The sequence below is a fragment of the Alcanivorax sp. REN37 genome, from assembly GCF_041102775.1.
Classification (GTDB): Bacteria; Pseudomonadota; Gammaproteobacteria; order Pseudomonadales; family Alcanivoracaceae; genus Isoalcanivorax; species Isoalcanivorax beigongshangi.
This window is the reverse complement of the sequence record NZ_JBGCUO010000001.1, coordinates 900,291-918,181: the sequence shown is the minus strand read 5'-3', so window position 1 is coordinate 918,181 and position 17,891 is coordinate 900,291. Positions and strand designations below refer to the sequence as shown.

At 63.9% G+C, this 17,891-nt stretch carries 15 protein-coding genes; 10 read left to right on the top strand and 5 right to left on the bottom strand.

Annotation, left to right across the window (positions count from 1 at the left end; all coding sequences use genetic code 11):
* Positions 1-52 precede the first annotated feature (52 nt).
* Both AB5I84_RS04110 and AB5I84_RS04105 read right to left on the bottom strand, forming a co-directional pair.
* Positions 53-1,180, bottom strand: a complete 1,128-nt coding sequence (locus AB5I84_RS04110) for a hypothetical protein (RefSeq protein ID WP_369454587.1) — start codon at positions 1,178-1,180, stop codon at positions 53-55.
* A gap of 1,474 nt (positions 1,181-2,654) precedes the next feature.
* The gene (locus AB5I84_RS04105) at positions 2,655-2,987 is read right to left on the bottom strand and encodes a DUF1820 family protein (protein ID WP_369454586.1); all 333 of its coding nucleotides are present in this window, start codon (positions 2,985-2,987) and stop codon (positions 2,655-2,657) included.
* A 215-nt stretch (positions 2,988-3,202) separates the two neighbouring features.
* On the opposite strand from AB5I84_RS04105, the gene AB5I84_RS04100 reads away from it, so the two are divergent.
* Both AB5I84_RS04100 and AB5I84_RS04095 read left to right on the top strand, forming a co-directional pair.
* Entirely contained in the window at positions 3,203-3,793 is a 591-nt protein-coding gene (locus AB5I84_RS04100; RefSeq protein WP_369454585.1) for a LemA family protein, read from the top strand.
* Positions 3,794-3,803: 10 nt separating this feature from the next.
* A complete protein-coding gene (locus AB5I84_RS04095) occupies positions 3,804-5,705 on the top strand; it encodes a M48 family metalloprotease (protein ID WP_369454584.1) in 1,902 nt (633 codons plus the stop codon).
* Here the strand turns inward: AB5I84_RS04095 and AB5I84_RS04090 are convergent.
* Positions 5,685-6,743: a GNAT family N-acetyltransferase gene (locus AB5I84_RS04090; RefSeq protein WP_369454583.1), complete on the bottom strand. Its 1,059-nt coding sequence runs from the start codon at positions 6,741-6,743 to the stop codon at positions 5,685-5,687. The genes AB5I84_RS04095 and AB5I84_RS04090 overlap by 21 nt on opposite strands.
* Before the next feature lie 263 nt (positions 6,744-7,006).
* On the opposite strand from AB5I84_RS04090, the gene AB5I84_RS04085 reads away from it, so the two are divergent.
* On the top strand, positions 7,007-7,537 hold the full coding sequence (locus AB5I84_RS04085; protein WP_369454582.1) for a cold-shock protein: 531 nt from the start codon (positions 7,007-7,009) through the stop codon (positions 7,535-7,537).
* A 71-nt stretch (positions 7,538-7,608) separates the two neighbouring features.
* Positions 7,609-9,186, top strand: a complete 1,578-nt coding sequence (locus AB5I84_RS04080; protein ID WP_369454581.1) for a sodium:solute symporter family transporter — start codon at positions 7,609-7,611, stop codon at positions 9,184-9,186.
* 508 nt (positions 9,187-9,694) lie between these two features.
* On the opposite strand, the gene AB5I84_RS04075 is transcribed toward AB5I84_RS04080, so the two are convergent.
* Positions 9,695-11,020, bottom strand: a complete 1,326-nt coding sequence (locus tag AB5I84_RS04075; RefSeq protein ID WP_369454580.1) for an exo-alpha-sialidase — start codon at positions 11,018-11,020, stop codon at positions 9,695-9,697.
* A 263-nt stretch (positions 11,021-11,283) separates the two neighbouring features.
* On the opposite strand from AB5I84_RS04075, the gene AB5I84_RS04070 reads away from it, so the two are divergent.
* The 6 genes from AB5I84_RS04070 to AB5I84_RS04045 all read left to right on the top strand — a co-directional run bounded on the left by AB5I84_RS04070 (position 11,284) and on the right by AB5I84_RS04045 (position 16,271).
* A complete protein-coding gene (locus AB5I84_RS04070; RefSeq protein ID WP_369454579.1) occupies positions 11,284-11,976 on the top strand; it encodes an START domain-containing protein in 693 nt (230 codons plus the stop codon).
* A gap of 134 nt (positions 11,977-12,110) precedes the next feature.
* A complete protein-coding gene (locus AB5I84_RS04065) occupies positions 12,111-12,854 on the top strand; it encodes a lysophospholipid acyltransferase family protein (protein ID WP_369454578.1) in 744 nt (247 codons plus the stop codon).
* Between the two features lie 158 nt (positions 12,855-13,012).
* Positions 13,013-13,852, top strand: coding sequence for an SDR family NAD(P)-dependent oxidoreductase (locus tag AB5I84_RS04060; RefSeq protein ID WP_369454577.1), 840 nt, complete (start codon positions 13,013-13,015; stop codon positions 13,850-13,852).
* Between the two features lie 239 nt (positions 13,853-14,091).
* Complete coding sequence (gene rhlB, locus AB5I84_RS04055; RefSeq protein WP_369454576.1) at positions 14,092-15,666, top strand: ATP-dependent RNA helicase RhlB; 1,575 nt, start codon at positions 14,092-14,094, stop codon at positions 15,664-15,666.
* On the top strand, positions 15,666-15,986 hold the full coding sequence (locus AB5I84_RS04050; RefSeq protein ID WP_369454575.1) for a rhodanese-like domain-containing protein: 321 nt from the start codon (positions 15,666-15,668) through the stop codon (positions 15,984-15,986). The genes rhlB and AB5I84_RS04050 overlap by 1 nt, the downstream gene beginning before the upstream one ends.
* Before the next feature lie 87 nt (positions 15,987-16,073).
* A complete protein-coding gene (locus AB5I84_RS04045) occupies positions 16,074-16,271 on the top strand; it encodes a DUF2061 domain-containing protein (RefSeq protein WP_369454574.1) in 198 nt (65 codons plus the stop codon).
* A 32-nt stretch (positions 16,272-16,303) separates the two neighbouring features.
* Here the strand turns inward: AB5I84_RS04045 and AB5I84_RS04040 are convergent, their stop codons facing one another.
* Positions 16,304-17,767: a PhoH family protein gene (locus AB5I84_RS04040; RefSeq protein ID WP_369454573.1), complete on the bottom strand. Its 1,464-nt coding sequence runs from the start codon at positions 17,765-17,767 to the stop codon at positions 16,304-16,306.
* Positions 17,768-17,891 lie beyond the last annotated feature (124 nt).

Here is a 17,891-nt window from a genome sequence, read left to right as displayed (position 1 = left end):
CGAAAAAGGGCTGAACCGCAGGGTTCAGCCCTTTTTTTATGCCGGCTGCCGACTAGCGCAGTTGCGCCGACAGCGCTTGGTATGGCGCCCCCTCGCAGCCCACCAGACTCTCAAACACTCCGCGCTCCAGATAGCGCGCTTGCGGCAAATACTCCCCCATCACATCAGCTTCATCGCCTTGGCGCTCGGTGCGGTAAATCGCGTGCGCGAAGTCCGGCGCAGTCAGTAGGTTACGCATTACCACGAAGCCGCGCTCAGGATCGTCCTGCCCCAGCGGCGCCGCCACGCCAAAACCATCGCCATGTTGCGGCCATGCCAAGTAATTGACGCCGCACTCGGCGCTGGCATTAGCCGGCCGGTCCTCCGGCAGGCTGGTGACCACCACATAGTGATCGTCTTGATCCAAATGCAGCTGACCATCGTGCAGGCAATCCGCCACCGTCAGCGAGAAAAACTCGCTTTGGCACAAGGACCAATAGCGCATCTCCAATGGCGTCCCCTTGGGCGTATTGGACGGTGTGCGGGGCAAGCGCCCATAGAGCACAACCACTGGCCCCAACCCTCGATCCAGGTGGGTGTAGGCGTACTGGTTGTGAGAAGTGGCGTACAGCCCATCCAAACGGGGCGGCCGGTCTCCATCGCGACAGTGCTCCGCCTGCCCGGCAAACGCGCACAGCAGGTTCACCTGCGGATTGAACGCTGCACGGAAGCGCGGCGGATTGCTGGCCGGGCTGGGCATGCCGCGCAGTGCGCTGTACTGCGCCACACTGATCAACTCACCGGCCGGCGGTTTTAGCTGGGCATTTAACTGCGCGCACGCCTGCTCGCCACCGAGGCCGTCCACCCGTACTTCCGGCGGCAGTTCGGCGTCATCAAACGCCTCATCGCTGGGCAGGTAAATACGGTAGATCACCACGACCTCACCCTCCGCGCCGGGCTCGACGTAAAGCGTGTTGGCCGCCGCCGTCTCCGGTTTAGGACCCGCGACTACATGCACCCGGTACGCCATGGACGCCGACGGCTCGTCATCCGCTTGGTTAGCCGCCAACGCCACAAACGGATTGACCGCGCCAGGCAAGGGCGCAATGTCGGTGTCCTGCAGGGCATGGTATTCACGGCCATCCACATAGCTGGTCAGCGACAGCGCGCGGGCCGCCGGGAAGTCACCCTCAAGCGCCACTTCCCGCTGTGCCGGCAAACGGAAGTGAGCGGCCCAATACCGGGCGTGCTTGTCCGGCGGGCTAGCGCTTTCCTCTTCCTCCTCAGCGTCCGTGCCAGGCCCGTACCAGAAACAGGTTTGGGGCGCCGGATCGGGGCCGGGGCCGGGGCCGGGGCCGGGGCCGGGGTCGGGACCGGGATCCGGACCAGGGTCGGGACCAGGATCCGGACCAGGATCCGGACCAGGGTCTGGACCGGGATCTGGACCGGGATCTGGACCAGGGTCGGGACCAGGCTCGGGACCGGGATCTGGACCAGGGTCGGGACCAGGCTCGGGACCGGGATCTGGACCAGGGTCGGGACCAGGCTCGGGACCGGGGTCTGGACCGGGATCTGGACCAGGATCTGGACCAGGGTCGGGACCAGGATCTGGACCGGGATCTGGACCAGGGTCGGGACCAGGATCTGGACCGGGGTCTGGACCGGGATCTGGACCAGGGTCGGGACCAGGATCGGGACCGGGATCTGGACCAGGGTCGGGACCAGGATCTGGACCGGGGTCTGGACCGGGATCTGGACCCGGGTCGGGACCAGGATCTGGACCGGGGTCTGGACCGGGATCTGGACCCGGGTCGGGACCAGGATCTGGACCGGGGTCTGGACCGGGATCTGGACCCGGGTCGGGACCAGGATCTGGACCGGGGTCTGGACCGGGATCTGGACCCGGGTCGGGACCAGGATCGGGACCGGGATCTGGACCAGGGTCGGGACCAGGGTCGGGACCGGGGTCGGGACCGGGATCAACTGGCGCCGCCCATTGCGGCGCCTTCAACTCTGCTTTGAGCCAACTGCAAGCTAAGTCGCCACCGATGCCTGCCACCGTCATCTTCGGTGGCGGTGTAGCGCCGCCGGTTTGCACCGAGGCACGGTAGAGCAGTACCACCTGTCCGTTGGCGCCAGGCTGGGCGTAAAGCACGTTTTGATCGGGGCGGTCCGGTACCGGGCCAAGCATCAACGGCACACGGTACATCGGCACTTCAGCTGCGCCAGCAGGCAACGCGAACGGACCACCGGCGCCGGCCAGCGGCACCAGCTCAGCAGCGTTCAGACGGTGGTCGGGCCGGCCTTCAACGTAGCTGGTCAGTGACAGCTCAGGAGCCATAGCACCGACCAATGCCAGCTCAGCGCCGGGCCACCAGTTGAAATGTGCGCTCCAATAATGACCCAGCGGATCCTGACCGCCGGACGTGCCCGGCAAGCCGGTGCCAAGATCATGCCAAAAACAGGTTTGTGGTCGGTCATCCACACCGGTGGCCAGTGCAGTGCGATCGTCGCCACAGGCGACCAGCAGCAAAGTGGCCAGCGGCCACAGCCGCCATAACGGCAAAGTACTCATGTTGTCCCCCACAACAAAGCGAGGGGCACATCTTTCCAAAGCCGCGCACGGGGCTGAAGGGAAGGCGCGGAAACCGAGTCCGGTTTCCGGTCACAGCGGATTATTTGCGGGTATTGGGCCCAATCGGCATCGGGAAGGCGTGGATGTTGCCATTGGGGCCGGCGTCGAGGATCTTGCCAATGCCCTCTTTTTCCACTTCGTCGATACGGATCACCGCATTGACCGGGATGAACGAGCGCTGCACGCCAGCGAACTCGTTCTTGAGGCGCTCCTCGGACGGGTCCACCACCATCTGGGCACGCTCGCCGAACAGGAACTCCTCCACCTCGATGAACCCGTACAGGTCACTTTGGTAGATGTTGCTGACGTAGATCTCATAGATCTGCCCTTGATTCAGGAAGATCACTTTGTAGATCTGGCGCGGTTGCGTCATGGCTCGGGGTCCACTCACAGTTGGCGGTGATTAATCGGGCGGCGAGCATAGCACATTCCCCCGCCGCCGCGGCGGCCCGGCTGGCCGCGGCCCGTTGCTGTCCTAACAAGCGAACCATGCGGCATTTCGGTGCCACAGGCTTGGTGTGGCGGGGCCGCTTCCGCTAGCCTTGGAGGCTGACCATTGGGGGTCGCTGGATAAGGGAAACACTGCTGATGACGTCCTACGTGACACTTGCTGTTCTACTGCTGGCCTTGGTGCTGTCAGTGGGCGTTTACAACCGCCTGATCACCCTGCGCAACCGCTTTCGCAACGCCTTTGCGCAGATCGACGTGCAGCTGCAACGCCGCTACGACCTGATTCCCAACCTGGTGGACACTGCGCGCGCCTACATGGAGCATGAAGCCGGCACCCTCACCCGCATCACCGAAGCGCGCAACAGCGCCGACAGCGCCCGCCAGCGCGCCAGCCGCGCGCCGGAAGATGGCGTCGCCATCGATGCGCTCGGCCAAGCCGAAACCGCCCTGCGTCGTTCGTTGATGGACTTCAATGCCGTGGTGGAGAACTACCCGGAGTTGCGCGCCAACGAGTCCATCCGCCAGCTGATGGAAGAGCTGTCTTCCACTGAAAACCGAGTCGGCTTCGCCCGCCAGGCGTTCAACGATGCGGTAATGTTCTACAACACCTACCGCGAGCAATTCCCCAACTCGATCATTGCTGGCCTGTTCAAGAGCCGCTTCACGCCGGCCGAACCGCTGACGCTGGACACCCCGGAGGCGCGCCGCGCGCCGCGCGTAAGCTTCTGACCGTTTCGGCATGAGTTTCTTCGAACAGCAGGCGCGCGCCCGCCGCCGCAGCCTGGTGCTAGTGGGCTACTTCCTGCTTGCCGTGCTGCTGACCATGGTGGCGGTGGTGGCTGGGTTCTACCTGCTGCACGCCTACCTAGACAGCAAGGTACCGCCGCTTGGTCCTTGGCTGCGCGACGGCCCAGCGCTGGTAGCCAGTCTGACCGTGCTGGCGGTGGTGGCCGCTGGCTCACTGACCAAGCTGTGGCAGCTGCGCGATGGCGGCGAAGGGCTGGCGCGCCTACTCAAGGCGCGCGCGGTTACTGCTGGCGCCGATGCACCGCAGGAGCGCCAGTTGATCAACGTGGTGGAAGAAATGGCCATTGCCGCCGGCCTGCCAATGCCACGCCTGTATGTGCTCGATAACGAACCTCACATCAATGCCATGGTGGCCGGTTACCAGACCTCCCGCGCCTGCCTGTTTGTCACCCGTGGCGCACTGGAACAACTGCCACGGGACGAGCTTCAGGGCGTGATCGCCCACGAATTCAGCCACATTTTCAACGCCGACATGCGCCTTAACCTGCACTTAGTGGCGCTGTTGGCCGGCATCCTGACCTTGGGCAAGCTCGGCAGCTTCCTAATGCGCAACGCCTTCCACCTGTCCGCGTCCCAGCGCCACAGCCGCAACAGCAACAAGGACAGCGGCGGCGCGCTGTTCTTGGTGGTTGGGCTGCTGCTGGTACTGATCGGCTACCTTGGGCTGCTATTCGGCCGCTTGATCAAGGCGGCGATTTCGCGGCAGCGGGAGATGCTGGCGGATGCCGGCGCGGTGCAATTTACCCGCAACCCGGCCGGCCTCGCCGGCGCGCTGACGCGACTGCGCAACGGTGCCGGCACCGAGCTGCGTTCGGTGTATGCCGAGGACATGAGCCATATGTGCTTCGGCAACCCGCTTGCCGCCCATCGTCGCTGGCTGGCCACCCACCCGGAGCTGGATGAACGGCTGGCCGCACTCGGCCCGCAATGGCTGGCACGGGCACGGGTTTCGGCGCGTCGTGCTGCGACACCGGACCCGCAGCAACCCCAGCCGCACCTGGCCGCGGCCGGCAGCGCTATGGCGTTCAGCGGCGCGGCCGTGGCCGCGCAAGTCGGCACCGTGACGCCGGCTCACCTCGGCTACGCCCAAAGCTTGGTGGACATGATCCCGCCGCCGGTGCGCGCCGGCCTGCGTGAGGCGGACAGCGCCCGCGACATCCTGATGAGCCTGATGGTGGCCAATGCCGGCAGTGCCGGCGCGGGGATGCTGGCGGCACACCCACAGCAGGCGGCGCTGGCACACTGGCTGCCGCTACTGCGTCCGCTCGGGCCGCGCATGCGTCTGCCACTGGTGGATTTGGCGCTACCGGCGTTGCGCGAACAGTCGCTGGACGCACGCCAACAAACGCTGCAGGCGCTAACCTCATTGCTGCGCCAAGACACTGCTTTCAGTGTGTTTGAGTTCACGCTGTTGCAGCTGGTCACCCACCAATTGCTGCCACGGGATGGCCGCAAGGCAGTGCTTTATCACCGCTACGCCGAGGTCGGCCCGGAGCTCACCTTGCTGCTGTCGGTGCTGGTGCACGCCAGCGGCGCCACCGGCGATGCCGCCGAACACTTATTTCAACGCAGCGGAAGAGTGTTGCTGCCGGCCGGCAGCACGTTGCGGCCACGCACCGTGTGCCGGCTGGAATGGCTCGGCGAAGCGCTCAATCGGCTCAACCTGCTGGCGCCACGCTTGAAGCAGGCGCTGGTGCAAGCCTGTGCCGACATCGTGCTCACCGACGGCAAAGTGCAAGTACCGGAAGCAGAACTGCTACGCGCGGTGTGCGCCACGCTGGAATGCCCCATGCCACCACTGCTGCCGTCCCCATCACTCGCTGCGGAACGGTAAGTACTGACGGGCGTCGTCACGGTAGTTACGCACTGCCTGTGCCTCGCGCCCGCAGAAGTCCGCCACCGCTTGCTGCAAGCGCGGTTCCCGCAACCAATGCAGCGATGCGGTGAGCACCGGCTCGAAGCCGCGCAGCAGCTTGTGCTCGCCCTGCACACCGGGATCAAAGCTGCGTAACCCGCGCTCAATGGCAAACTCGATGCCTTGGTAGTAACACAACTCGAAGTGCAGGGCGTCCTGCGCTGCCAGCGCGCCCCAATAGCGGCCGTACAATGCGTGGTCATCAAACAGGTAAAGTGCGGTAGCCAACGGCTGCGGCTGCCCCGGCGCGGTGGCCGCCACCATCATCAGCTGCGGCGCTAATCGCTGCTGCACGCTATCAAAGAATCGCGGCGACAAGTAAGGGCGGCGCCCGCGCTCGAAATAGGTCTGCGCATAGCAGGGATAAAACGCTTGCCACCAAGTGGCCGGAATCTGTTCCCCTACCGCCCGTTCGATCTGCAATCCATGCTGGGCACGCTGGCGTTCCTTACGCATGTTTTTTCTTTTTCGTGACTGCAATGCCGCTAGAAAATCATCGAAATTCTGATAATCACGATTGTACCAACGGAAGTGGCAGTCGAGTCGCTCGATCAGTCCCGCGCCGGCCAGCTGCTGGCGCTGTGCCGGCTCGGCAAACAACAGGTGCCAACCAGACGCTTGCCGGGCTGACAGTGCCTGCTCTACTTGTTCCATCACCCAGTCACCGGCGTCACGCTGCGCCGGCGCGCGCCAGCGGGGGCCTTCCACCGGCGTGTACGGCACTGCCGTAACCAGCTTCGGGTAATAAGCCAGACCAGCCCGCTGAGACGCCTGCGCCCACAGCTGATCGAACACGTACTCGCCGGATGAATCGTGGCGGCAATAGAGCGGCAACCAAGCCTGCGGCTGCGGCATTTCCAGCAGTTGCCACGGCGCCGCCGGATGCGGCGCCACCACCGCCGCGTCCAGTAACGCCTGCTGCCAAGCATCACTCAGAAATGGGTAACAGTGCGGCAAGATGCCTCCTTGGTCTTTGCAACAAGCCCGAGAATGGTATAGGAATTGGGGCTGCGTTCATTACAATACAGCCCTTCCCTGACTCGCTGATGGCACGGCGTCCATGCAGCAAATTTTATGAACTTGATTCATTTATTTACCGGGGCTTTTTGTTTCCTACAACAACGCCAATAAAACAGTGCTTCGTCATGCCCATTGCCAAGTCTCTTGTCGTCTTTTATTTGATGTTCTCATTCCTGATGGCGGTCGGAGGCCTAGCCCTGATGCTGTCTCCGGCGGCGCTGGCCGGTTTGCTCGGCACGCCGTGGCAGCCGGATTCCGAGGCGCCATCCTTATCTCCGATCCTTGGCCGCCAGGCTGGCCTCGGCCTGCTGCTAGCGTCGGCGCTCAATGCGCTGGCGCTGTGGCTGCCGAGCCGCCGCCAGTGGGTACATGGGGCGCTGCTGGCGTTCTTGACCGCCTTTGTGGCCAGCCACTGGGAGCTGTTCCGTCACCACGACAATCCGTGGCTGGTGGCGCTGTTCTTCTTGCCGGTAGCGCTTTATGCACTGCCGCTGCTGCCGTGGCGCGCGCCGCTGTTCATGGTGCGCGGCGAAGAAGGCGAAGTGAAATGGTTCAACCCCAACAAAGGCTTCGGCTTCATCCTCACTGCTGATGGCCGCGAGGTGTTCGTGCACTTCCGTGCGGTACGCAACGGTGGCCGCCGCGCGCTGCAGCAAGGCATGCAAGTGCGTTTCCGCAGCCACACCACCGAGCGCGGCGAGCAAGCCGAGCGGGTTTATATCCTGTCCTGATTGAATAACGACGGGCCCGGCCATGGCCGGGCCCGTTCCTTTCCTGCGTGTCCTGCCTGCGAGATCCCTGCGTGCAATTGAGTGTTTTGGACTGGCTGGTGCTGGGCGGCTACCTGCTGCTGGTATTCGGCCTCGGGCTGTGGTTTTCGCGCGGCAATGGCACCACTGAACGCTACTTTCTCGGCGGCCGCGGCTTTCCCGGCTGGGCGTTGGGATTGTCGTTGGTCGGCACCTCGATCAGCTCGGTGACCTTTCTCGCCTATCCGGCGGATGCGTTCAAAAGCAACTGGATGCGGTTTCTGCCAACGCTGATGCTGCCGCTGGCGGTATGGTGGGCGGCGCGTTATGTGCTGCCCTACTTCCGCGCCAGCGGCGCCACCACCGCCTATGAATTTCTCGAACAGCGCTTCGGCACCTCAGTACGGGTGTATGCCGCTGCGGTGTTCGTCATCGCCCAGTGGGTGCGACTGGCGACGGTGCTGTGGCTGCTGGCACTGCTGCTGCAGCAGATTATCGGGCTGCCGCCGACCACTGCGATTATCTGCGCCGGCCTGTTTGTCGGCATCTACACCGTGGCGGGCGGCATCGAGGCGGTGGTGTGGACCGACGTGATCCAGACACTGACGCTGATGCTCGGCGGTGTGGTGTGCTTGGTGGTGGTATTGCAATGGCTGCCCGGCGGCATCATGCAAGTGTTCGAACTGGCGTGGCCGGCACACAAACTCAGCGTCGGCGACTGGCAGCAGGGCAACCCGCAGCCGGTGCGCTGGGACCTGTCGCTGACCACCAAAACCGGCACCATGCTGCTGCTGGTGGGACTGACCAACTGGCTAACGGAATACACCAGCAACCAGAACACGGTGCAGCGCTTCTGCGCCGCCCGCTCCGACCAAGCGGCACACCGGGCGCTGTGGGTATGCGTCGCCACCAGCCTGCCGCTGTGGGCGTTCTACATGTTCCTCGGCACCGCACTGTGGGCCCTGTTCCAAGTGATGCCGCAGCCCATACCAGACGCCATTCTCGCTGGCGAGATCAAGGCCGAGGCGTTGATCCCGTGGTTCATCAACACATATCTGCCGTCAGGGCTGGTGGGACTGGTGCTGGCGGCGGCGCTGGCGGCGGCGATGTCGTCGCAGGACTCCGGCATCAACGCCATTTCCACCGTGGCAGTGACCGACCTCTACAAGCGGCTGGTCCGTCCGCATGCATCGGATCGCCACTATTTGAAGGCCGCCTGGCTGATGTCGTCGGTGTCGACACTGATGATGATCGGTGGTGCCCTGCTGTTGGAGCGCGCCACCACCGACACGCTGCAGGATGTGATCTATCTGCTCACGTCGCTGCTCGGCGGCGGCTTGCTGGGACTGTATGTGCTTGGCATCCGTTCTCAGCGCGGCGGCGCGGCAGCGGCCTGGTGCGGCATCGGTGCCACCCTGCTGTTCACCGCGTGGATGCTGGCCGGCCGCCAGGGCTGGTTACCCGGCCACTGGCAGCTGCCATTCGATCTCTATTACGTTGGGCTGCTCGGCAATCTGCTGTTGTTCACGCTGTCGTACGCACTGGCGACGCTGGCGGCACGGCGGCGCAATACCGCATCACGCACTAACCAGCCGGCGCACCAGCACAGCAACCAGGGATCGATCAAGTAGTCCCACAGGTTGTCGGACGGCATCACCCGCAGGCCGAAGCCCAGCTGCGCCGACACCAACAGCAGGCACAGACCATAGGCACCGCGCTGCCAGGCCAGCAGGCCGAGCGCCAGCAACACCAGGCTGAAGCGCCAATCACCGAAGCCCAATGAATAGGGGTCAAGGTAGCTGGCGCCGAGGCTCATCGGGTAGAACCACAGCGCGGTGAGCGTCACCGCCCAGCACAGTGCCCGCAACTGGCCGGCGTCGATCTGCGCGCGGCCGCCGAGGCGCTGATGCATGAACAACAACGCCAGCGTACCCATGGTGAGGCTGAATTCGCCCAGGTAGCTGCGCACCCACATGCCCAATCCCCACGGCATCGGCAACACGGAGGCCAGCACCACCACAATCGCCAATGGCACGCCCACGTGCAGCGCACGCACGCGCAGCAGCCGCAATAGCAGCGACGCCACCACCAACCCCGCCATCAACGACGCGAACGGCCATGCAAGCAAGGTATTGGTAATCACGGCTGACTCCGGTGAGCAACCCGCGCGGCTGACGCCAGCGGGTCCTGGCCGTCGGCGCGCCACCAAGCGTGGGCGATCAACGTCTTTTTCCAGGAATAGAGGATGTGCACATCGCCATTACTGGCGCGCACCACATAAGGGTAATCGAATTGCGAACGGCAGCCGTCGTGGCGGCAGTTGTTGTGCTCGGTGGCGGTGAGCACGCGCTGGTATTGCTCACCGGTCACTGGCCCGGCACGGAAACGGCTGAGGCGGTCAATCACCAGCGCGCGGAAGCTGTCGGCATCGATGTCGTCATCGCGCAGGCCAGCGTCGTCATGCACCGCTTGCAATGAGGACCAGCTTTGGCCGCGGTCGCGGGTTTCCATGATGTACAGATCATCGCGCTCCACCGCATTGTTGTTCACCACCAGCAGCCAATGGCCGTCGCCGAGGCTGACGCCACCCACCGCAGACCCCGGGTTGGGCAATTGACCATCGAACAGCGGTGTCCAGCTTTCGCCGCCGTCGTCGGTGTCACTGCGCCACAGGATGCCGGGTCGGCTGTTACGCGCATTGCGCAGGAACGACACCGCTTGCTGGGGACTGTCCACCAGCACCAGCGGCTGCAGCGATTCACGCAGCTTGCCGATGCGCGAGCGAGACAAGATGCGGTTGTACTCATCGAGCCGCAGCACCTCGCCGTATTTACCAATGAACTCGTGATACACCGGCAAGCCGATGGTGCCATCGGCGTAACGAATCGGCGGCGCCTTCACCAGCGTGCTCAAATTGAGGAACGGCGAGGTCACCAGACCATCGCTGATGCGCCACTGACTGCCATCACCGTCGGACTCCGCCACCGCCAGCCGGCTGGCACCCCAGCCGCCAAAGCTGACCACCACCATGTACAGCCGCAGTCGCCCATCGGCATCCACCGTCGGCACCACATTGCCGAGCTTGCGTACATGGCGACCCAAGCCTTGGCTGACCTGTTCACGGGTCAGCAGCACGTGCTCCGGCCCCCACTCGCCACTGTTTGGGTCGAACACGGCGGAATGGATGCTGACGTCCGCCGCCCCTTCACGGGACCCGGCGAACCAAAAGCCACGCAGCCGGCCATCCGGCAATTCAACCAGTGATGAAGCGTGGGTCTGCAGCGTGTCGCCGTCGGACGCGAAACTGAGTTGCCAGTGATCTCCAGGCTGCGGCGTCAGTGCCGCCACCGGATCTGGCTGATAAAGAGGAAGCGGCTGCCACACATGCATCGGCAACCCACAGAAGAATCCCGCCACCAGCAATGCGCCGATGCCCCAGTGTTTCCAGAAATTGCCCTGCCCCATGCGCCGCGGCATCCCCTTGCTAAAAGGCGTAAGTTATTTTTGAATCTTGTTCGTTTGGTGGCCCCCGCGCGGCGTCGCGGGGGTCTGTTTCCGCGAAGCAGGAAGACCGGGGCGCGGGATTGTAACAACAGCCGTGACAATGCACAGCGCCATTTGTCCCAGATTGGCCTCCATTGGCCCCACACGACGGTTTCGACCGCTGGTCGCTGTGCAAGTGCCCCGCTACCATGGACGCCACCCCGACTGCTCCAAATCCTTGTCCCATGATGCGTTGCGCTGCGTTGTCACTGTTCCTGACTCTGTTACTGCCGTTACCGGTGGCGGCACAGGCGGCGGACGGCGACTGGCAGCTGGCGTCGCTGCGCGACGGCATCGAAGTGCATGTGCGCCAACGCCCGGACAGCGCCCTGAAAGCGTTCCGCGGCGTCACCCGCTTCCAGTTGGATGATCCCTATACGCTGGTGGCCGCCCTCAACGATTACCCGCATTACCCACGCTGGCTGCATTACGTGGACGCCGCCGAGGAATTCCAACGCAGCTCGCCGCTGGAACGACAATTGCGACTGGTGGTGCGGCTGCCGTGGCCGTTGCAACATCGCGAAGCGATCCTGCGCGCCACCGTCACCCAAGAACAGCCGCCACCGCTGGCACGGGTAACGGTGGCGTTGGAAAGCGACAACAGCCTGTATCCTGCGCAGTCTGGGTTCGTGCGCTTCCCGATGATGCGCGGCGTGCTGACACTGCAACTGCTAGGGGCGCAGCAGGTGGAAATGACCTACCAGTTGGAGCTCGACCCGGGCGGCCGGGTACCGAGCTGGCTGGCCAACCTGGCGCTGGCCAATGCGCCCTACTACACCTTGCTGCGCCTGCAGCGCACCCTATCGCGCCCGGAATACGCCGACGCTGGCGCCGACATCCCCTATCTGCAACTGCGCAGCGCCCCCGAGCCCCCTTGACGACCGTCTCGGAAACGTAACAATTCCTTTTTGAATCTGATTTCTGGCGCGCCGCTGAGCTATGCTGCGGGCCATAAAATCACAGTTTTTTCACCTCTACCGCGGGCCGCCATAGGGATGCCGGGAGATACCGCATGTTGCGTCTACTTTTTATTGCCTATGTCTGGCTGGCGTTCGTGCCGCTGGTGGTGCTGTCGACCCTTGGTTTCGGGCTGGCCTGTCTGCTCACCGCCCCTTTCCTCGGCCCGCGTGCCGCCGGCCGCCTGTATGCGGTGCCGTGGGCACGGCTGGGGCTGATGCTCAGCGGCGTCACCGTCAGCGTTGATGGCCGCGAGCACGTCGATCCGCGCCAAAGCTATGTGGTGGTGGCCAACCACCTGAGCCTGTTCGACATCTGGGTGCTGTACGGCTACTTGGATCTCGACGTGCGCTGGGTGGCAAAACAGGAAGTGCGCCGCATTCCGGTGCTTGGCGCTGCCTGCGTGATGCTCGGCCACGTGTTCATCGACCGCTCACACCCGGACAAGGCGATCGCCAGTATCAAGGCCGCCCAAGACACTATCCGCGACGGCACCTGCATGCTGTTCTTCCCGGAGGGCACCCGCAGCCGCAACGGCCGACTGCAACCGTTCAAGAAAGGCGCCTTCAAGGTGGCGACCGAAATGGGGCTGCCGGTATTGCCGGTGATGATCCAAGGCACCTACGAGATCCTGCCGCCGGACTCCGTGGCGCTGCATCCGCGCCATGTTCACATCGGCATCCTGCCGGCGCTGGCGCCACAGCCAAGCACCGAGCGCGGCGTGGATGAACTGATGTGGGCGGCCCATGCCCGCATCGAACACGGTCAGACCGAGGACAAGCTGGCTAATCTGGCCTGAACCTTCGCCACCACCTCGACGAACGGGCCTGCGGGCCCGTTTTTTGTTGGCGTTGGCAAATCTGACATGAGGCGCTGTCAAAATGGCCCTAGGTCCCACCAGCGCCTGCTTTACACTGCGGCACATCACTTCTTTCCATCGCAGAGAGCAGAGCAACCATGAAGGACTTCAATCAGCGCGTCGCCGTAATCACCGGCGCCGGTTCCGGCATCGGCCGGGCCTTGGCTCAACAACTGGCTGCCGAAGGCTGCCGTCTGGCCCTCTCCGACATCAACCAGGAAGCGGTGGAGAGCGTGGCGGCGGACCTGCGCAATAAAGGCGCCCAAGTGATGGCCGACCGCTTGGATGTGTCCGACCGTGAAGCCTTCTATGCCTACGCGGACAAAGTCGCGGCGGAATACGGCTCAGTGAACCTGGTGTTCAACAACGCCGGTGTGGCGCTGGGCGTCACCGTCGAGCAGATGAGCTACGAAGACTTCGAATGGATGATGAGCATCAACTTCTGGGGCGTGGTGTACGGCACCAAGGCGTTCCTGCCGCTGCTCAAACAAGCCGATGCCGGCCACGTGATCAATATTTCCAGCCTGTTCGGGCTGGTGGCGGTACCGACCCAGTCAGCCTACAACGCGGCCAAATTTGCCGTGCGCGGCTTCACCGAGTCGCTGCGCATGGAGCTGGAACTGGAAAACTCAAACGTGTCCTGCTCCTGTGTGCACCCGGGCGGCATCAAGACCAACATCGCCCGCAATGCGCGCATGCACGATGTGTCCCACATCACCGGTCTCGACAGCGAGCGCTCCATTAACGAGTTCGAGAAGTTCTTCCGCACCACGCCGGAACAGGCTGCCGCCACCATCCTCAACGGTGTACGCCACAACAAACGCCGCATCCTGATCGGCAGCGACGCCTACGCCATCGACGTGCTGCAACGGGCACTGCCGGCGCTGTACCAACGCGTGGTCGCCACCGGCCAGAAGCTGCAGCGCAAACGCGCCTAACCGCATCACGCCTGAGCCAGAGCCCCGGGGACGGTTTGTTCTCCGGGGCCCATTCCTTTACGATGGCCACTTCTTGTCCAAGCGATCTGCACACCGCTTGACGCAGGGATGCGCCGGTTGCTGCCGGTCTGTCCCACGAGGTTCTGTTCCGTTCCAGGCATCCGGCGATGCCCGGTGCTCTCCAAACCTTGCGCCAGGGTGGGCCGCCGCGGATGCCAACGTGCCCTGTATCGAGAACCATGACCCACACCGAATCCACTGCCGAGGCGCAACCCGCCGCCGCTGACGTCGCCAAGACCCGCTTCGATGTCTTCAATCTGCATCCAGACCTGCTGCGCGGCATCGCCGACCAAGGTTTCGAGTTCTGCACTCCGATCCAAGCGCAAGTCCTGAGCCACACGCTGGCCGGCAAAGACGCTATCGGCCGCGCGCAGACCGGCACCGGCAAGACCGCCGCCTTCCTGATCACCGCCATCGACGACCTGCTGAAAAATCCGCTGACGGTGCCGCGCTATGCGGGCGAGCCGCGCGCGCTGATCGTTGCGCCCACCCGCGAACTGGCAATGCAGATCGAGAAGGATGCGGTGGCGCTGTGCAAGCACACCCCGCTGCGCGTCATGAGCGTGGTCGGCGGCATGAACTTCACCCGCCAACAAGAGCGCTTGCAGCACTCACTGATCGACATTCTGGTCGCTACCCCCGGCCGCCTGCTGGATTTCTGCACCCGCCGCGACCTGTGGCTGGACCGCGTAGAAATCTTGGTGCTGGATGAAGCCGACCGCATGCTCGACATGGGCTTCATCCCCGATGTCAAACGCATCGTGCGCCACACCCCCACCTCCCAGTACCGGCAGACGCTGCTGTTCTCCGCCACCTTCAGCCAGGACGTGATGAACCTGTCCAAGCGCTGGACCCAAGACGCGGAAGTGGTGGAGATCGAGCCCGAGCACGTCACCACCGACAGCGTCGACCAGAAGGTGTTCATCACCGAGACGGCGCAGAAGTACAACCTGCTCTACAACCTGATCGTCAGCGGCGACCTCGACAAGGTGATGGTGTTTGCCAACCGCCGTGACGTCACCCGTCGCCTGTGCGAACGCCTGCAGAAGGCCGGCCTCAACGCTGCCATGCTGTCCGGCGATGTACCGCAGGCCCAGCGGCTGCGCACGCTGGAACGCTTCCGTGACGGCAAGGTACGGATCCTGATCGCCACCGACGTGGCCGGTCGCGGCATCCACGTTGACGGCGTCTCCCACGTGGTGAACTACAACCTGCCGGACGACCCGGAAGACTACGTGCACCGCATCGGCCGCACCGGCCGCGCCGGCGCCACTGGCACGTCGATCAGTTTTGCCTGCGAAGACGATGCGTTTTTGCTGCCGGAACTGGAGCAGGCAATCGGCATGAAACTGGATTGCGAGTACCCGCCGGCGGAGCTGCTGGGCGCCCCACGCCAGACCGAACGCAAACCGGAACGCCCTGAACAGGCGACTGACGCAGCCGATGACGCCGAGGCAGTACCGACCGCCGCAAACGCAGACAGCGACGCTGCTGCGCAACCCGCGCCCGCCGCTGACGCCGTTGTTGCTGACGGCAATAGCGCTGACAGCAACGACGACGACCAACAACCCGGCGACGCCGACGGCAACACCGCCGCACCGCGTGAAGCGCGCCGTAGCCGTCGTGGCGGTCGCCGCCGCCAACGCGGTGAGCGCCGCAACCAAGCCACCCCCGATGCCGGCACCGGCGGCACCGAAACCACGGCGGCCGCTGCAGCGGCGGCAGTGGCAGACGGTGGCGGAGCCGACGCCTGATGGTGCCGGAGATCAGTGCCAGCGACGCCATTGCCCTGCTGGACGACGCCGACTGGCTGTTCGTGGACATCCGCGACGCCGCCAGTCACGCGCAATTACAGATCCCCGGCAGCCGGCGCCTGAGCCAGCTGGACTGGGATCGCTTTGACGCCGAAGTGCCCCGCCAGCGCAAGCTGGTGGTGTACTGCTACCACGGTCATAGCAGTCTCAATGCCACCGCGTTCCTGCAGCAGCAGGGTTACACCGCGGTCAGCCTGCATGGCGGCTTCGAATACTGGCGCCAAGCGTGCGCCCAGCACTGCGTTCCCGGCGACCAATAACACCGCCCTATCGAAAAGATAACGTCAAACGATTTTATCTATCCCCTCACCACACTGACCATGGGAAGCCTGCACAGGAGGTTTCCCATGGCCAAAACTCTCAGCTTCGGCATCATGCACATCAGCGTCGCCTTTCTGGTGGTGTGGACGATGACCGGCGACTGGCGCATCGGCGGCGCCACCGCACTGGTGGAGCCGTGTATCAATACCGTCGCTTACTACTTCCACGAGCTGTTCTGGAAACGGCGCCAAGCACCAGCAGACGAGGCGATGCTGTCGGTGTGAAGGCCCCGGCCGGACGGCCGGGGCGTGGCAGGTCAGAGGTGGCTTTCGGCGTATTCCGCCAGTGCCGAGCGCGGCACACCGTTCAAGTGCACCGAGCCGCCATGGGCGAAACCTTTGAAGCGCTCGATCATGTAGGTCAGGCCGGAACTGGTAGGCGTCAGGTACGGGGTATCGATCTGCGCCAGGTTACCCAAGCACACCACTTTGCTGCCTTCGCCGGCGCGCGTGATGATCGCCTTCATTTGGTGCGGCGTGAGGTTCTGGCTTTCGTCGATCAGGATCAGCGCTTTCTGGAAACTGCGCCCGCGGATGTAGTTCAGTGATTTGAACTGGATGTTGGCGCGTTCCTTCACGTACTGGATCGAGCCATTGGGGTTCTCATCGTGCAGATGCAGCGCCTCGATGTTGTCGTTGATAGCCCCGAGCCACGGATCCATCTTTTCTTCTTCCGTCCCGGGCAGGAAACCCTGCTCTTCCGCCAGCGGCGGTGTCGAGCGGGTGGCGATGATCTTGTTGTAGCTGCGGTGCTCAATGATCATTTCGATCGCCGCCGCCAGCGCCAGAATGGTTTTGCCGGAACCGGCAGCGCCGGTCAGCGTGACCAAATGCACCGCCGGATCCAGCAGCAGATGCAGCGCCATCGCCTGATAGATATTGATCGGCGTCAGCCCCCACGCCTGCTGGCTCATCAACTGCTCCGCCGGCAGGTGCCACAGCACCACACTGTCGTCCTCCACCGCCATCACCCGGCCGATGAAGCCTTGCTCATCGAGCACGAATTGGTTCAGGTACAGATCACGGCCGGCCAATGCGGCGCTCAGCTCGGCGCGTGGCAACCGGTGATGCGTGTCCGGCCCTTCACGCCAACTGTCGACCTGGGACACCTGCTCCCACAAGCTGCCTTCGATTTCGAAATAGCCCTGCGACAACTGGCGCACATCCGACACTAACTGATCGGTGTGGTAATCCTCCGCCTCAATGCCGCAGGCGCGTGCCTTCAGCCGCATGTTGATGTCTTTGGTCACCAGCACATAGCGGCGCAGCGGATCGCGTTGCTTGAGGATCGCCACATCATTGATGATGCGGTTGTCGTTCAGGTGTTCCGGCAGCGGGTGCGCCAGTTCTGCCACCGGGCGCGGCATCAGTACCGACAGGCAGCCTTGGGTGCTGTCATGGGCGCGCGGGATCGGCACCCCGGCATCCACCTGCTCCGGCGAGGCATGGCCAATAATACGGTCAATCTGCCGGATCGCCGCCCGGCAATCAGCAGCGCTGTGGGACTTGCCGGACTTCAGCTTGTCCAGCTCTTCCAGCACCGTCATCGGGATCGCCACCGCATGCTCCTCAAAATTGAGCAGCGCATTGGGATCATGGATCAGCACATTGGTGTCGAGCACATAGACCTTCTGTTGCCGGACGACAGCGCCGGCAGGAGGTTGTGACTCAGTGCGGGTGCGGGAGGAACGGGAGTGAAGCGGTGCCGCGCGGTGTGCCATGCTCAATCCTCATGCTGCTGGGAAGGAAAAGCGGGCGGGATCCTGGCCACTTGGCGGTGCACAGCGGCCGGGAAATCCCGGTATTCGGCGGTGCAAACGACGCCTCAATGCGTCGCAGATGCCT

What these genes read in the sequence shown, in the direction of transcription:
- AB5I84_RS04105 (WP_369454586.1), bottom strand. Translation starts at nt 2,987, where the DNA reads ATGACGCAACCGCGCCAGATCTACAAAGTGATCTTCCTGAATCAAGGG.
- AB5I84_RS04100 (WP_369454585.1), top strand. Translation starts at nt 3,203, where the DNA reads ATGACGTCCTACGTGACACTTGCTGTTCTACTGCTGGCCTTGGTGCTG.
- AB5I84_RS04095 (WP_369454584.1), top strand. Translation starts at nt 3,804, where the DNA reads ATGAGTTTCTTCGAACAGCAGGCGCGCGCCCGCCGCCGCAGCCTGGTG.
- AB5I84_RS04085 (WP_369454582.1), top strand. Translation starts at nt 7,007, where the DNA reads ATGCTGTCTCCGGCGGCGCTGGCCGGTTTGCTCGGCACGCCGTGGCAG.
- AB5I84_RS04075 (WP_369454580.1), bottom strand. Translation starts at nt 11,020, where the DNA reads ATGGGGCAGGGCAATTTCTGGAAACACTGGGGCATCGGCGCATTGCTG.
- AB5I84_RS04070 (WP_369454579.1), top strand. Translation starts at nt 11,284, where the DNA reads ATGATGCGTTGCGCTGCGTTGTCACTGTTCCTGACTCTGTTACTGCCG.
- AB5I84_RS04065 (WP_369454578.1), top strand. Translation starts at nt 12,111, where the DNA reads ATGTTGCGTCTACTTTTTATTGCCTATGTCTGGCTGGCGTTCGTGCCG.
- AB5I84_RS04060 (WP_369454577.1), top strand. Translation starts at nt 13,013, where the DNA reads ATGAAGGACTTCAATCAGCGCGTCGCCGTAATCACCGGCGCCGGTTCC.
- rhlB (WP_369454576.1), top strand. Translation starts at nt 14,092, where the DNA reads ATGACCCACACCGAATCCACTGCCGAGGCGCAACCCGCCGCCGCTGAC.
- AB5I84_RS04050 (WP_369454575.1), top strand. Translation starts at nt 15,666, where the DNA reads ATGGTGCCGGAGATCAGTGCCAGCGACGCCATTGCCCTGCTGGACGAC.
- AB5I84_RS04045 (WP_369454574.1), top strand. Translation starts at nt 16,074, where the DNA reads ATGGCCAAAACTCTCAGCTTCGGCATCATGCACATCAGCGTCGCCTTT.
- AB5I84_RS04040 (WP_369454573.1), bottom strand. Translation starts at nt 17,767, where the DNA reads ATGGCACACCGCGCGGCACCGCTTCACTCCCGTTCCTCCCGCACCCGC.